Source organism: Sphingobacterium athyrii (assembly GCF_003071065.1).
GTDB lineage: Bacteria > Bacteroidota > Bacteroidia > Sphingobacteriales > Sphingobacteriaceae > Sphingobacterium > Sphingobacterium athyrii.
The window spans coordinates 206,151-222,760 of sequence record NZ_QCXX01000007.1 but is presented as its reverse complement, the minus strand read 5'-3'; the positions used below and the strand labels follow the sequence as shown (position 1 = coordinate 222,760).

Below are 16,610 nucleotides of genomic sequence, written 5' to 3'. Positions count from 1 at the left end.
TTATTTTGTTTTTTAACATATTCAGGCTGCCTTCCGCGGCATACTTGTCTGGTCTTATCGGTATCAATGGACGCTTTTAGTCCGTTTTTTTAATCATCAGCTCATTGTTTCTTTCGGGCATTCACACAGTCTTAGGCTGTTTCATTTGTATCCCCCCATCAACAACGATTCATCTTTTCTTTGTCTATTTTTTCTTTGATGCAATGAAAAACGAAATTCCATAAAGCCAATCTATTTTTATTTGTCATTATGATTTGGTCGGTGGATGTAAGTTATTTAAACGTTTGTTAATGATGCCCTAATATGCGAGGTTTATGTTTGCAGGATAATAGAATAAATTATGAAAAGATTATACAGTGTATTGGGGATTGCTCTTTTGTGTGCTTCCTGCAGTAAGGATGATGTATCAAAGATCATTGATCCGATTGTCAATTTAACTTACCCGGATAAGGCTGTAGCCATGGATCCAAAAGTATTGGGTACGATTGGTGAGGTAAAGGTATATAATGGCGGGTACGGCTCTTCCATGGTTCAGGATCCGAATGATAAGACCGTGTTTTACCTCTTAACAGATCGCGGGCCAAATATTGATGGTACAGAAAAAGATAGTAAAGTTTTTGCTAACCCGATGTTTACCCCTCAGATCGGTAAATTTCGATTAAAGGATAATGTGCTGGTTTTTGAGTCTGCGATTGAATTAAAGAATAAAAACGGTGTAAAATTGAACGGCTTGCCGAACCCTGAGGGTAAAGGTGGTTCGGGAGAGAAAGCTTTGGATACGAATGGAAAGGATTTGGGAAAGAGCGAAGATGGCATCGATTCGGAGGGCTTGGCAAGAGCCGCTGACGGTTCTTGGTGGGTAAGTGATGAATATGGACCACATATCGTTCACTTTGATGCTTCCGGAAAGGAGATTGAGCGGATCAATCCTTGGACAACAGGAAAGAAATTACCCTTGGTCTTTGCCAAACGTCGACCAAATCGTGGAATGGAGGGATTGACCATTACACCGGATGGAAAGACTTTGGTCGGTATTATGCAATTTCCACTCTATAATCCATCCAAGGATGCGGTGAAGAATTCCTTGATTATCCGCATTGTCACCATGGATATCGCAACTGGAAATACCAAGCAGTACGTGTATATGATGGAACGGTCTGACCTACAGGCTGTCAGTGAAATTGCCGCGGTGTCCAATTCCACTTTTATTGTGCTGGAACGTGACGGAGCATATGCGACAGAAGAAACACGTGGTGATGTATTCAAAAAAATCTATCAGATAGATCTTGCGGGTGCAACGGATATTTCTGATGATAATAACGGTGAAAAAGGGAGAATTTTTGATGGTAAGAGTGTTGAAGAACTAAAAGATGCTGCCACCTTAGCGAAATATAATATTAAGCCTGTTACCAAAACTTTGGTGGCTGATTTAATGAAGGATATCAAAGAATTATATCCGCATGACAAAGCCGAAGGATTGGCTGTTATTAATTCATCTTTAATCGCTGTATGTAACGACGATGATTTTGGCGTTACGGGAGAGGGGATTTATAAATCGAAGATATTACCGGCGATAAAAACCGTTGATAAGAATAGCATCTATTTTATTAAATTAAAAACGCCGTTGAAATAATTATTTTGGTTTATATCAAAAAATGTCTGTTTTATAAAGTCAGGCATTTTTTGATATTTCCATTTTTCTAAAGTTGGATTGACTCATAATTTTTAAATGTTAAAAGTTTAAAATAAATTATTGAGCTAGCAACGATACCAATATACGACAGTGGAGAGGACGTGAGGGGGTAAAATTCCGCCAAAATGCAAAAAGCGGAAAACTCCATGTGGCGGAATTTTACCCCTAATAATTATTGATTTGTAATAAATATTTTCTTACAAACTGTGTTTGGATGGCGTAGAGGTTGATTTTAGATGGTCTAGCTGGCTAGCCTGAACTTAAGGGAAAAGTTTGTCCCCCTGAGGGGAAATCAAATTCCCCCAGGAATTTTTTGCAATCCCTTAAGGGAAAAGTTTGTCCCCTTGAGGGGAAAGTAAATTTCCCTAAGAATTTTTTGCAATCCCTTAAGGGAAAAGTGTATCCCCCTAAGAGGAAATCAAATTCCCCTAGGAATTTTTTGTAGTCCCTTAAGGGAAAAGTGTATCCCCCTGAGAGGAAAGTAAATTCCCCTAGGAATTTTTTGCAATCCCTTAAGGGAAAAGTGTATCCACCTAAGAGGAAATCAAATTCCCCTAGGAATTTTTTGCAATCCCTTAAGGGAAAAGTGTATCCCCCTAAGAGGTAATCAAATTCCCCTAGGAATTTTTTGCAAACCCTTAAGGGAAAAGTGTATCCCCCTGAGGGGAAATCAAATTCCCCCAAGAATTTTTTGCAATCCCTTAAGGGAAAAGTTTGTCCCCTTGAGAGGAAATCAAATTCCCCTAAGAATTTTTTGCAATCCCTTAAGGGAAAAGTTTATCCCCTTGAGAGGAAATCAAATTCCCCTAAGAATTTTTTGTAGTCCCTTAAGGGAAAAGTGTATCCCCCTGAGAGGAAATCAAATTCCCCTAGGAATTTTTTGCAATCTCTTAAGGGAAAAGTTTATCCCCTTGAGAGCAAAGTAAATTCCCCTTGGAGTATTTTGCGTTCCCTGAGGGAGATTTTCGGTAATGGGCGCGGATATCCTCATATAACAAAAGCACCTTAAGGTGCTTTTGTTATATGAGGATTATTATTTATAATTATGCCTGGTGTGTAGCCAAGAAATCCTTGCTTTCAAGTTCGGAATACCCCATGAGGTATTCGTCTACTTTTCGTGCGCACTCCCGGCCTTCAGATATCGCCCAGACCACCAAGGATTGCCCTTTGCGGCAGTCACCCGCTGTGAAGATATTTTCCACTGAAGTTTGGTAATCTTTGTCGTTTGCCAGGATATTTCCTTTTTCATCCACACGTACACCGAGCTGCTCCAGTAGTCTTTGCTCGGTATGTTTGTAGCCAATAGCCAATAAAACAAGATCGGCAGGAATTTCCCGAACTTCGGATTCGCCCAGTCTCGTACGGCGACCAAATTCATCGACTTCGTATTGAACTTCTTTAATTTTTACCGCTTTGACATGGCCATTTTCGTCGTGAACAAACTCTTGCGTTTCCGTTGCCCAAAGACGTTCACAGCCTTCTTCTTGTGAAGAGGAGGTTCCGAAGGTCACTTTGTCCATCGGCCAGGGATTGTTTCTTAAACGCTCTTTTGCAGGTGTTGGTTTACGGGCGATCTGTGTAATACTTTTGGCCCGGTGGCGGTTGGAGGTACCAATGCAGTCCGAACCTGTATCACCGTCGCCAATCACGACCACATGTTTATCTGTCGCTAAAATGCGTTCTTGATCAATGCTGATGCCACTGACTTCTTTGTTCTGCTGTTTTAAGAAGTCCATGGCGAAATGGATCCCTTTGGCTTCATGTCCGGGCAACTGCATGTGCCAGGGGACGGTCGATCCAGTAGCCAATACTACGGCATCATAAGCTTTCAATTCGTAAAAGCTGATGTCTTTTCCTACCTCTGTATTGACGCTAAATTCGATCCCAGACTCTTTCATTAAATTAATCCGGCGGTCGATAACAGACTTCTCCAGTTTGAAATCCGGAATACCATAACGGAGTAAGCCGCCCACCTGATCGTCACGTTCAAAAACAGTGACGTCATGGCCCGCTTTATTCAATTGTGCTGCGGCAGCGAGTCCAGCTGGCCCGGAACCGACCACGGCAACACGTTTGCCCGTTTTTAAATAGCTCTTATGGGCTTTTACATAGCCTTTTTTGAATGCAATCTCAATGATATGCTTTTCAATTTCTTCGATGGTAATCGGAGTGCTATGGATGCCCAATACGCAGGCCGATTCGCAAGGAGCAGGACATATTCTACCTGTAAATTCAGGAAAGTTGTTGGTCGAGGTCAGGATCTGATAAGCCTCTTCCCATTTACCGTCGTATACGGCATCGTTGAATTCAGGAATGACATTGCCCAGTGGACAGCCTGAATGACAAAACGGAATACCGCAATCCATACAACGCGCGGCCTGTTTATTCAGCTCATTCTCAGAATATCCTTTATTAAATTCTTTGAAGTGCTGCACACGGCCTTCAACAGCTTCTTTTGTTGGAAGCACGCGCTCAAATTCTTTAAAACCTGTAATTTTTCCCATGATCTGTGCTTCCTATTTTATGCTTCAACTAATTTTTGACGAATGACATTTTTATATTCCCTAGGGAATACTTTAATAAATTTATTTTTCTCCCGGGCCCAGTTTTGTAAGATGAAATCTGCTCTACGGCTATTAGTCAACAATACATGACGTTTCAATAGGGCAATAATTGCTGTTTCATCTTCACTTTCCAATGGATCCAGGTCCACCATCTCCTGATTGCAGTTTTCGCGGAAATCATCATTGATGTCATAAATCCACGCAATACCACCGCTCATTCCGGCTGCAAAATTGCGTCCTGTCGCGCCGAGGATCAGTGCCCGTCCACCCGTCATATATTCACAACCGTGATCGCCTACACCCTCAACGACAGCAGTAGCTCCGGAGTTACGCACAGCGAAACGCTCGCCTGCCTGGCCATTGACAAATAGGTGTCCTGAAGTGGCTCCGAATAGTGCGACGTTACCGATAATGATGTTCTCTTCTGGTATCAGGCCACTTTCGGTCACTGGATAAATTGCAAGTTGAGCGCCAGATAGGCCCTTACCAACATAATCATTAGCTTCGCCCTGCAATTCAAAGGAAAGTCCTTTGGTAGAGAAGGCCCCGAAACTTTGGCCTGCAGACCCTTCGAATTTGAAATTAATGGTATTGTCAGGCAATCCTTCGGATCCATACAATTTGGAAATCTCATTGGAGAGCATTGTGCCGATGGTACGATCCGTATTTTTTACTTTGAACGTTCCGAAGACCGGTGTTTTGCTTTCCAACGCTAGCTTGGATTGTTTCAATAATCCCCAGTCCAAAATCATGGCCATGCCGTGATCCTGCTCCTCTGTATTGTACAATGATTGTCCGGGTTCATTGCGCTCAACATGGAGAATATCCGTAAAGTCGATTTTCTTTGCTTTCCAATGGTCGATGTTCTCCCGTTTTTTGAGGAACTGAGCACGGCCTACCATTTCATTGATGGTGCGGAAGCCGAGGTATGCCATGGTCTCTCGTACTTCTTCGGCAAGGAAAGTGAATAGGTTGACGATATCTTCAGGTTTTCCGGAGAAAAGTTTGCGCAATTCAGGATCTTGTGTGGCTACACCGACGGGACAGGTATTTAGGTGACATTTGCGCATCATGATACAACCTCCAGCAACCAAGGCAGCTGTGGAAACACCCCATTCTTCGGCGCCTAAAAGTGTTGCAATAACGATATCGCGACCTGTTTTTACCTGACCATCGGCCTGTAAGACCACACGGCTACGCAGCTTGTTTTTCACAAGCGTCTGATGTGCTTCGGCAAGGCCCAGTTCCCAAGGTAATCCGGCATGTTTGATCGAACTGATCGGTGAGGCACCTGTTCCGCCGTCAAAACCTGCGATGAGGATAACGTCAGCATGTGCTTTAGCAACACCGGCGGCAATCGTCCCTACACCGGCTTTAGATACCAATTTGACATTGATCCGTGCTTGGCGGTTCGCATTCTTCAAATCGAAGATCAACTGTGCCAAATCTTCGATGGAATAGATGTCATGATGTGGTGGCGGGGAAATCAGACCGACGCCCGGTGTAGAGTGTCTGGTTTTCGCAATCCAGGCATCCACCTTCGGCCCCGGTAATTGACCACCTTCACCCGGTTTAGCACCCTGTGCCATTTTGATCTGTAATTCATCCGCTTGTGTCAGGTAATTGGAGGTGACACCAAAGCGCGCAGAAGCGACTTGCTTAATTGCCGAACGCATGGAATCCCCATTTGGAAGAGGTTGATAACGCAATTCATCTTCCCCTCCTTCACCGGTGTTAGATTTTGCGCCGATGCGGTTCATGGCAATGGCAAGGGTACTATGTGCTTCGTGGGAGATAGATCCAAAGGACATCGCTCCGGTAGCAAAGCGTTTTAGTATTTCACTTGCCGGCTCAACTTGCTCCAATGGAATGGAATTGCGATGTTTAGCAAAATCCAAAAGTCCACGAAGGGTAAACATATGTTCTTTCTGTTCGTTGATCTTGGTTGCATACTTTTTATACGTGGCATAGTCTCCGGTCCGGCATGCTTGCTGCAATAAGTGAATGGTATCTGGATTCCACAAGTGCCCTTCGCCACGACGTTTCCATTGATAGATACCACCTTCCGGCAATAGGTTTTGTGGTGTACGGCTTTTTTCAAATCCACGCCAGTGTTTAGATAAAGCCTCTTTGGCCAGATCATCCAGTGTCATACCACCGATACGGGATACTGCGCCACAGAAGAATTTATCAACAACAGATTTGTCGATACCAAGTACTTCAAAGATCTGTGCTCCGTGATAAGATTGCAATGTTGATATCCCCATTTTGGAGAAAATTTTCAACAAACCATTGTTAACTGCTTTTACGTAGTTTTTGGATAGCTCAGGCCAGGTAAGTTCAGTATCCAAGGTGTTTTGTTCCTTCATGGTACGGATACTTGCCAGTGCCATATACGGGTTGATCGCCGTGGCACCAAAAGCCAATAGGCAGGCGAAGTGGTGTACTTCCCAAGCATCGCCGGCTTCGACAACTAGTCCTACAGCACCACGGTTACCGGTCTTGATCAAGTGGTGGTGGACTGCTGATACGGCAAGCAAAGAAGGGATGGCCGCATGTTTGGAATCTATCGCGCGATCCGAAAGTATCAATACCTGAAAACCATCACGTACAGCGTCATCGGCATATCTGCATAGACGCTCTAAACCTGCTTCCAGCGAACCCGGCTTTCCGTCTGAACGGAAATAGGACTGAATGGTTTTTGCCTGAAACAATCCGGTATCAATAGAACGTAATTTTTCAAGTTCTTTGGATGTGAGGATCGGATGAGGTAAGGTCACGCAGTGACAGAATTTTTTGTCCTCAATCAGGATGTTGCCCGCATTACCGATAAAGGTCGCCAAGCTCATGACCAAACGCTCGCGGATCGGATCGATCGGTGGGTTGGTTACCTGCGCAAAAAATTGCTTAAAGTAACTTGAGATATGTTGTGGCTGATCGGAAAGAATAGCGAGCGGAACATCCGAACCCATCGAACCAGTTGGTTCGTATCCGGTCAATGCCATTGGCGTCAGGATTGTTTCGAGGTCTTCTCTGGAGAAACCAAATGTCTTCTGATATTTGAAAACGGATTCTTTGGAAAGATAGGTATAGGTGACACGAGGTTCTTCCAGTTCTTCTAGCTTGATTTTATAGTTGTCCAACCAATCGCTATAAGGTTGTTGGTTGATCAATTGATCTTTTACTTCATCGTCTGTTAAGATGCGACCTTGCTCCATATCGACGAGAAATATCTTGCCTGCCTGTTGGCGGCCTTTTTTAATAATGGTAGATTCTTCGATCGGAAGGGCGCCGGCTTCGGAAGCAACGACAACACGGTCATCCGAAGTTACAGCATAACGTAATGGGCGTAAACCGTTACGGTCTAGTGTTGCCCCGATATGTTTACCATCGGTAAAACATAGTGCTGCAGGTCCATCCCAAGGCTCCATTAAGGTTGCATGGTATTCGTAGAATGCACGTTTTAGTGGATCCATTTGGGTATTACCATCCCATGCCTCAGGTACCAACATCAACATGACGTGTGTCAGGCTACGGCCACTGTGTAAAAGCAACTCGGCAACATTGTCAAGACAGGCTGAATCCGACTGGCCCCGATCAACGATAGGAAGCAGGATTTCCATTTCGTCTTCGGTGAAATAAGGTGACGAAAGGGCACGCATTCCAGCGTAAAACCAATTGAGGTTACCTGTTAAGGTGTTGATTTCACCATTATGGGCCAACATACGGAACGGTTGTGCTAGTGACCAGGAAGGAAAAGTATTGGTCGAGAAGCGTGAGTGTACCAATCCAAACGCGGATACCACACGAGGATCGCGTAAATCAAGGTAATAGGTGCCGACTTGGTATGTTGTTAATTGACCTTTGTAAATGATAGTTTTGCAAGAAAGTGATGCAAAGTAAAGTGGGAGAGGGTATTCTTGTTGCTGTTTAACTTTTTGAATGATCAGGCGACGTAGAACAAAAAGTTTGCGTTCAAATTCTTCCGTGTTTGAAACGCCGTCCGGTCTGCTAACAAAAAATTGGACGATTTCAGGTTCGGCACTGAGCGCTGTTGGTCCAATACCTTCACGATTGACTGGTACTGGACGGTAGCCAAGGAATTTCATACCCCTTTCGGCTGCCGCTTCCTCAATCAAGTCCCGACATATTTTGTTCATGTCTTCTTCTTTTGGAAGAAATACCATTCCTGTTCCATAATATCCCGGTTCCTCTAACTGTATTCCTAAGCTGATACATTCTTCCCACAAAAATTCGTGTGGCAACTGAATCATGATACCAGCTCCGTCTCCACTTTCGGGATCACAACCACAGGCACCACGATGCTCCATGTTCTCCAACATGGTCAAGGCGTCTTTTACTTGTGCGTGTGATTTATTCCCTTTAATATGGGCGACAAAGCCTACTCCACAGGCGTCATGCTCAAAATTAGGGTCGTAAAGGCCCTCCGTTTTCGGTCTTTGTTGAATCATCTTTCCTTTTCAAATATTATACATTGCTAATATAGGAATAAAAATGAATAAAATTATAAATATTCTAATAAAAATGTGATTGTTTTGATTTTATTGTTTCTTTTTAATGTTTTTGTTATGGATATTGTATTTATTGTTTTTAATCGAAATGGGGTGAAAACCCCTGCTTTGAATGCATAAGTCGCGATGTTTTTGGAGGGTTGCCAACTTGCCCCAAATTTTGGATAAAACTTGTACTTCACTCACAAGTGTGGCTGTATTCTTGAGTAGTGTGCTATATGCCTTATACATACTACTGTACTGTTGTATATATTGATACTGGTAGTTCGTAGACTTCGGTCACGATAGTCAGAAATTCTTGTAAGTCTCTATCTAGTGAAACGACGTCTACCTGCATATCTTCATAGTGCTCGAAAACAGACTGTAGCACTTGGAAATTTAGAGGATCTATAGGTTTAATCTTGTAGGTGATAATGAACTGAATATAAAATAAAGAAGGCGAGTTGGGGAGTAATCCTCTTACTATAGTCCGTAACGAAGGCTTTATCATGATATTGAGGTAGTCTGTCCATCTTGTGAAAAGAAAGCTTCGGTCATCGGTGCCAATTTGTATATGCCACGGCAGAGCACGAAGAAAAAGTGCGATGTATAGCATAAAATATGCTAATGCGCCCAAGATGATTGTATATTTCAACAACCAAGAGCTGTCCAAGTAACAGGGCATTGCATTGAAATACGCCGATATATCCTTTTTTAGATTTGCGTTATGGTATTGTATAAGAGGCTTATGTAGCCGATACTTTGTGTGAACGCAATGATGTATCTTGTCAGAATAATACTTTAGCGAGCTAATACCCCAAATAGGTCTATTCGGTCAAAAGCAAAGAGTGCGTGCTGCATTGATTATTTAATGCGAAAGTGAGGTGATATCCTGCTATATTGTAGATATTGCAAATAGGGGAATATTCACCATCCAATCTTCTTGTCTATAGTTGCTCATGGATGTTCGTATAGCTGTTTGCGGTTTGAACTTATCGACATAGACACGTAGGCTTTTGGCCTGTAGATTTTCTTCAGCCTTCACTTCCACGGGGATAACATCTCCTTTATATTGGAGGAGGAAGTCTATCTCGGCTCTGGAATTATCGGGGGACCAATAGTAGATGTTTAGATCGTCCCGCGTTATGAATTGTTGAAGTACATATTGCTCGGTTAGCGCCCCCTTAAACTCTTGAAAAATGACATTACCTTCTAACAATGTATGGGCATCCAGATCTGTCATTGCAGCAAGTAGGCCTACATCGACCAAGAATAGTTTGAATGCACTGAAATCCTCGTATGCTTTTAATGGAATCGCTGGTTTAGTGATATTATGCACTTTGTGTATCAGACCGCAGTCGATCAGCCATGCCATGGCTAATTCATAGTCTTTGGCTCGAGCACCTTGACGTATGATGCCATAGATGAACTTCTTATTTTCTTTTATAAGTTGTGCTGGTATAGTATTCCATAATAGTCGTATACGTGGTACGATGTCGTGTGGAGCATGTTTTGAAAAGTCCTGTTCATAAGCTGCTAATATTCTTTTTTGGACTGCCCTAACTTCTTCATGGTTTTTATTGTTTACAAATGTGTTCACGACTTCGGGCATACCTCCGATATAATAATAATGACGTAGCCATTCTTGTAGTCTGGGAGCGAAACTGTTGATCATCGACCAGTTTTTGCTGTTGAGCAATTGTACCAATGTGTCTTCGCCTATAGCTGTCAGAAACTCTGTGAATGATAACGGGTAAAGATCCATGAATTCTACTTTGCCTACTGGAAAGGATCTGTGACTATGCAATGCTACTCCTAGAAGGGAGCCTGCACAGATAATATCGTATTGTGGTGCATTTTCATGAAAGTACTTCAAGGAAGTAATGGCTTCGGGAGCTTCCTGTATCTCATCAAATATTAGCAAGGTGTCGGCGTCGATGGAAACACCAGTTTCTATCTGTAAGCCCAAGATGATGCGGTCTATATCAAAGTCAGTTGTAAAAAGATTTTTTATCAAGGGGTTGCTTTCCATGTTCACATATGCTACCTTAGGATACGAGGCCTCTCCAAAGTGGCGCATAAGCCATGTTTTGCCCACCTGCCGTGCACCTTGAATAATCAGTGGTTTACGATCCTTTCTAAATTTCCAAGACTGTAGTTTGTGATATAAATCTCTTTTCATACTACAAATTTACAAAAAATATGTACGAGTTTTTGTTGTTTTATACATTTTTATGTACGAGTTTTTGTTGTTTTATACATTTTTATGTAGGATATTTCTTGGGTCAAATCCTGAATCCCTAACGAAGTATTATCTCTGTGAAATATCCTGACTGTATTAATAAGTGTTGTTAAAAAATAGATCAAAATAATTCGATGCTTCAATCTACAAAATATGCGTTGGCTTCTCAATAGAATTTAAAGCAAATTAATCAAATCATTCTTTTTCAGTGACTTCAAGATGCTATTGTCGGTATGGATTAATTCATCTGCCAATTGACGTTTGCGCTGTTGTAATTCCATGATTTTCTCTTCTATTGAATCAGGAGTTATGAGTCGTATAGCAATTACTTTGTGTTGCTGACCTATTCGGTAAGCTCGATCTATGGCCTGATTTTCTACTGCAGGGTTCCACCATGGGTCTACCAAAAAGACATACTCAGCCTGTGTAAGATTCAAGCCTGTTCCTCCCGCTTTTAGACTAATGAGAAAAACACGTACTGATTCATCTTCTTGAAACTGTTCAACTTCATGTTCTCTGTTTTTTGTCTTGCCTGTGAGGTAAGTATATCCTATATCTGCTTGTTCAAGTTGCTTCTTTATAAGATCCAGCATCTCGACAAACTGAGAAAAAACTAATATTTTATGTGCATCTTTAAGCGCTTTTATTTGATGGATCAACTCCTTGATCTTTGCAGAATCCTCTCCGTAATATTCTTCGTCGCTAAGCAGGGATGGAGAATTGCAAATCTGTCTTAATTTGGTTATTCCCTGTAAGATATGAAGACTCGAAGACTGAATATCCTCTTCATTGAGTCCGGTTAAGTATTTCTGAAATTCGAGCTTATAAGCGTCATATATTCGTTTTTGGTCGTCACCCATTTCGCAGTAGTGGATTATTTCCGTTTTCGGAGGTAGTTCAGTAGCAACCTGTTTTTTTGTACGGCGTAACACAAAGGGATATATTTTTTGTTGAAGCTCTTTTGCACGTTCACTATCTTGGAATTTGTCGATAGGTGTGGAATAGTCTGTTGTGAATCGCTTGGACGTACCCAACAACCCTGGCATGGCAAAGGAAAGCTGCGCAAATAGATCAAAAGTATTATTCTCTACAGGAGTTCCTGTTAAAACAAGACGCTGCCTACCATTTAATAATTTCACAGCTTTGTAGCGTTTCGACTCTGGATTTTTAATTGCTTGTGATTCGTCAAGGACAATAATGTTAAAAAATTGCTCCTTTAAAAAACTAATATCCGATAACAATGTACCATAGGTGGTAAGCACAAGATGGTATTTGTTAACATCAAGCTGTGCTGTATTTCTGCCGCTCCCATATAATGTTACATACTTGAGATGAGGGGCGAATTTTTCTATTTCTTTTTGCCAATTGAATAACAATGAAGTCGGAAGAACAACTAGGTTAGGAGCCATGTTGCCTTTTTCATGCTGACTCAATATGTAGGTAATGATCTGGATGGTTTTACCCAAGCCCATATCATCTGCCAAACAACCTCCAAAGTTGAATTCGCTTAAAAAATTCAACCAGTTAAGCCCTTCTTTCTGATAATCCCGAAGTTTGGCTTTTAGCTTTATAGGAACCTTGACTTGTTGGATCGAATGAAATTCAGCGAGTTTCTTACGATATTGACTGAGTTCGAGCTGAACATCCTGCGTTAATATCTCGTTTTCAAACAGCTCATCAATGAGCTGAAAATTACTTTTGTGCACGCGGATACTGCCCTCCTTTATTTCTCCTGCACGGAAATATCGCTCAAATTTTTCAATCCATGTTTGCGGTAAAATGCCCTGCGTTCCATCACTCAGTTCAATATATCGAGATTTGTTGAGTACAGACTTTTGTAGTTGTCTGAGTGTAACCTGCTGGTCTCCAAAGGATATATCAGTTTCTATATCAAACCAATCGATGCCGGATTTTAGACTGTTTTTTACAGTTATTTTATGTTGATTATAGACATTGTTTCTTAGCTTGTTAAATCCGAGTATAGTAAAACCTGCTTGACGCCAAGCTTCGAATGCATCGATGAACCAACCGCTGTCCAGAAATTCTCTTTTATGGAGATAGTAGAATTCGGTCTGTGGTACATCGCTAAAACTTTTGTGCTGTGCTTGTATACTATCAAGGGCTTTTTGCTCTAAGAGGTTATCGCGCTCAGCGTCATAGCACGTGCCATCAGCCTGTTTGATATATAAAGTTCGCTTGGAAAGTAGTGGAATTTCTGTGTCACCATAGGCAACTGCTGGTGTTATTAAAATAAAATCATTAAGTTCGGATAGGTAGATCAGTTGTTTGTTAATTTGATCAAATCCATTTTGCTTGATCATTGTTTTTGATGCAGGTTTAATGAAACTATAGCTTACTGTTACAATATTTTCTAAAGGGCCTAAAAATTCAGATTGAAAGGACTCAAGTTGGTGTTTTTGAATAAAGACATGCGAGCCATTTTCTTCAAAAAATCGCAATACATTTCTTTCGCTTTCTTTGTTGAGGCAGTACAAGGTTTCTTTATAGGTAAAGATATAATCAAATAACTCAACTTCGTGGTAGGCTATCATTTTCCTTTCGACCTCTATGTGACATTCAATGCGATAATAATCGCCATCTTCCTTGACTGATATCTTTATACTTATAGGGGATTGCTGTAGCCTGTATGAGTGTAAGTGCTTAAGGTTTATTTTGTCTGAATAGCGGGCCGGCAATAACAGAAAGAATTCTAAACCTAGTGGGTTTTTGATAATATCTTTATAATAATCTATTCCTAAGGATCGCTTGTCTTCCGAGTTGCCCATCATCAATGAACTATAAAATGCGATTTCTTCATTGCTTTGTGCTCGTTTGACACGGGTCTGTAGTGAATTATTAAAAGTAACCGGGGCTTTCATGGTTCCATTTTTAGTCACCTTGCTTTGAGCTAAACTAAATTTGAAGTAGTCCTGATAAGGCTGTCTTTCTATAATGATAAACTCCTGAAATTCCTCTTTGGTTTCAGTAGGAAGGTTAATGCCAGGAAATATTCTTTCTTTGAATCGGCTTGTTAAAAACTGATTGTAGGACAATACATTGATTCTGGGGGCTATATGGATTTTTTTTCCCTCCATGTAGATTTTAAAAAACGTATCATAGTCTTTTATTTCGCTCCATCCATCCTCCTTAGCCTTGTTAGCTAATATCTTATGACGTTCCGATACGTTGAAAGGTAATTGGAGCAACTTTTCTCTTTTTATTTCACTGACCGCAAAATCGAGGTGTTCACATATTCGATTGCTGTCATTGGAACAGTCACAGGTCAAGAGCAAATCATTGTCTTGTTGAACGATGCTAATATTAAGGTTTTGGACCTGATAGCCTTGGTAAGCAATTATTTTTCCATTTAACTCGTTGATATTGTATTGAGCTGCATGTAAATTCATTCTAACCGCGTTATATCTTCGACTTTTTGGGAAAGTGTTCGAACTTAATTGTGGAGTTGTAAGTATATCGCTGTTAGCGAGAGTAAATGTTTTATCTTTTTTTGTAATGTTTAATTCTGTGGTCGTTTCTTCAGGAAATAGAAAAGATTGTGTATCTAAGCTCCTTAAATGTCGATCGGCATTTACCAGTACATTAACGATGTGTTTGCAATACCCGCCATTATCATACGGGCAGGTACAGTGGGCGTCGAAAACTTGGAACTTATCGTAGTAAATTTCAATACTGTACGTACTGGTACCTCTTACCCGTGCCTTGATATAACAATCCTGTACATCAATTTTCACTATCCTAGAATCTGCATATTTATCGCGTGTGCGCGCTGTAGTATTCTTCTGTATAAAAGTGTTGAAGGGGCTGAACTGAATATCCATGATACGAAAATACGGATTTGGATATGAAGTTTTTCTATAATTGGTTAAATATTGGGGTATTAGAAAGACTGAACACGAAACTCAATGGATAGAATTGTGTATAGGGTTGATCCCCAAGAACTATCTGCGCGTAGAAGGAACTTAAAGTACTCAATAATCTGGTATCGACCTATTTTGATTTAGCGGAAATCAATGCCATCGAAGAAAAACCGATGTGTATGGCAGAGTATTAGAGGAGCTTGGCTTTGAGGTTGGCCACATGTTCAGATGGTTGCGTTCAGTACGATCTAGCGACCCGGACAGTTTTGAAGGCCGAGCTGCTAGTTATTCAGCACAATCTGCTGTTTGTTTTTGGGAGAGGTTGATGTGTCTTTTTAACAATATAGACAGATATGATAAGCTGCTTTTACTAATTTTTGATAGCAACTTTTATCTTAATTTTCATTAACTTTCTGACATGAAAATAACTGAAATTGAGATATACCGGCTCAGCATTCCGATGGAACCATTTGTTATTGCGACCGGAACCATGGATTATGCTCAGAATACTTTTATACGTGTACATACCGATACTGGAATCTACGGTGTCGGTGAATGCTCTGCGTTCCCCATGATCGTGGGAGAAACACAGGATACCTGTCTGGTTTTGGCACGTGATTTTGCTAAGATCTGGAAAGGAAAGGATCCGCTGGCCATCGCCGAACGACTGGCTGAACTGGATTTGTATATTGCAGGAAATCGAACGATCAAATCTGCTTTTGATGTCGCATTGCATGACTTGGCAGCCAAACATGCTGGTTTACCTCTTTATCAATTTTTAAAAGGAACCACAAGGGAGATAACCACGGATATAACGCTGGGTATAGCGTCTCCGGAGGAGATGGCAATGAAAGCTAAGCGTCTGCAGGATGAGGGGGCAGTTATGTTGAAGGTCAAACTGGGAAAGGATCCGAAAACAGACGTGGCTCGTATTCGTGAAATTCGTAAAGCGGTCGGATTTGAGATGCCTATTCGGATTGATGCAAACCAAGGCTGGTCCTACGAAGAGGCAGTGGAAGCCTTACAGGGCTTAGAACCGTTTAAAATTCAATTTTGTGAGCAGCCTATGCGGACCTGGAATGATGAACTGTTACCTCAATTGCGCACAGAGACGATCGTCCCAATTATGGCTGATGAGTCGGTCTATTCGCATCATGATGCGGAACGACTTTGTAAAGCAGATGCCTGTGATTACATCAATATTAAGTTTTCGAAATCAGGGGGGATCCAAGAAGCTTTGAGAATTAATAACGTTGCTGCGGAATATGGTATTAACTGTATGATCGGGGGGATGTTGGAGTCTCGTTTAGCATTAGCCGCTAAAGTCCATTTCGCCTATGCGGCTCCCAATGTCAAATTCTTTGATTTAGATACTTGCATGGTTGGGCACCTAGAGGATCCGGTCATCGGTGGGATTCAATATGACGGGTACAAAATCCATATATCGGACGAACCGGGGATTGGCGCAGATATAGACCAGGCATTTCTGGATGGCTGTGAAAAATGGGTGATTTAACTTATATACGGAAGATATGAATAGTATGAACTGGGGGATAGGCGCTCAGGAGATTGTCGTCCTTATTGTTATTATCATTTTCTTAATGGCTGCATATTTCTTTTTTTCGAGATTATTAAAGAAGTAAAAATAAACCTCTAGGTATTCTTTTTTTATTGAAATTCATTATACAACTTATTTTCCAGTTTAAAAACTGAAAAATAAGT

8 protein-coding genes are annotated in these 16,610 nt (G+C 41.4%); 2 read left to right on the top strand and 6 right to left on the bottom strand.

Annotated features, from left to right (window positions below):
- Nucleotides 1–340: 340 nt before the first annotated feature.
- Nucleotides 341–1,633 carry an esterase-like activity of phytase family protein gene (locus DCO56_RS22475; protein ID WP_108635971.1) on the top strand — a complete coding sequence of 431 codons (1,293 nt, stop codon included), beginning with the start codon at nt 341–343 and terminating at the stop codon, nt 1,631–1,633.
- A 309-nt stretch (nt 1,634–1,942) separates the two neighbouring features.
- Here the strand turns inward: DCO56_RS22475 and DCO56_RS22470 are convergent, their stop codons facing one another.
- The 6 genes from DCO56_RS22470 to DCO56_RS22440 all read right to left on the bottom strand — a co-directional run bounded on the left by DCO56_RS22470 (nt 1,943) and on the right by DCO56_RS22440 (nt 14,849).
- Complete coding sequence (locus DCO56_RS22470; RefSeq protein ID WP_108635970.1) at nt 1,943–2,377, bottom strand: hypothetical protein; 435 nt, start codon at nt 2,375–2,377, stop codon at nt 1,943–1,945.
- 359 nt (nt 2,378–2,736) lie between these two features.
- Complete coding sequence (locus tag DCO56_RS22465; RefSeq protein WP_108635969.1) at nt 2,737–4,197, bottom strand: glutamate synthase subunit beta; 1,461 nt, start codon at nt 4,195–4,197, stop codon at nt 2,737–2,739.
- Between the two features lie 17 nt (nt 4,198–4,214).
- Nucleotides 4,215–8,729, bottom strand: coding sequence for a glutamate synthase large subunit (gene gltB, locus DCO56_RS22460; RefSeq protein ID WP_108635968.1), 4,515 nt, complete (start codon nt 8,727–8,729; stop codon nt 4,215–4,217).
- Nucleotides 8,730–9,021: 292 nt separating this feature from the next.
- A complete protein-coding gene (locus DCO56_RS22450; RefSeq protein WP_146191116.1) occupies nt 9,022–9,423 on the bottom strand; it encodes a hypothetical protein in 402 nt (133 codons plus the stop codon).
- Nucleotides 9,424–9,663: 240 nt separating this feature from the next.
- Complete coding sequence (locus tag DCO56_RS22445) at nt 9,664–10,950, bottom strand: ATP-binding protein (protein WP_108635965.1); 1,287 nt, start codon at nt 10,948–10,950, stop codon at nt 9,664–9,666.
- A 236-nt stretch (nt 10,951–11,186) separates the two neighbouring features.
- Complete coding sequence (locus DCO56_RS22440; protein WP_108635964.1) at nt 11,187–14,849, bottom strand: DEAD/DEAH box helicase; 3,663 nt, start codon at nt 14,847–14,849, stop codon at nt 11,187–11,189.
- A 457-nt stretch (nt 14,850–15,306) separates the two neighbouring features.
- On the opposite strand from DCO56_RS22440, the gene DCO56_RS22430 reads away from it, so the two are divergent.
- Complete coding sequence (locus tag DCO56_RS22430) at nt 15,307–16,404, top strand: mandelate racemase/muconate lactonizing enzyme family protein (protein ID WP_108635963.1); 1,098 nt, start codon at nt 15,307–15,309, stop codon at nt 16,402–16,404.
- Nucleotides 16,405–16,610: the final 206 nt, after the last annotated feature.

Excerpts from the sequence above, each read along its gene's own strand:
- DCO56_RS22475 (WP_108635971.1), top strand. The coding sequence starts at position 341 with ATGAAAAGATTATACAGTGTATTGGGGATTGCTCTTTTGTGTGCTTCC.
- DCO56_RS22465 (WP_108635969.1), bottom strand. The coding sequence starts at position 4,197 with ATGGGAAAAATTACAGGTTTTAAAGAATTTGAGCGCGTGCTTCCAACA.
- gltB (WP_108635968.1), bottom strand. The coding sequence starts at position 8,729 with ATGATTCAACAAAGACCGAAAACGGAGGGCCTTTACGACCCTAATTTT.
- DCO56_RS22445 (WP_108635965.1), bottom strand. The coding sequence starts at position 10,950 with ATGAAAAGAGATTTATATCACAAACTACAGTCTTGGAAATTTAGAAAG.
- DCO56_RS22440 (WP_108635964.1), bottom strand. The coding sequence starts at position 14,849 with ATGGATATTCAGTTCAGCCCCTTCAACACTTTTATACAGAAGAATACT.
- DCO56_RS22430 (WP_108635963.1), top strand. The coding sequence starts at position 15,307 with ATGAAAATAACTGAAATTGAGATATACCGGCTCAGCATTCCGATGGAA.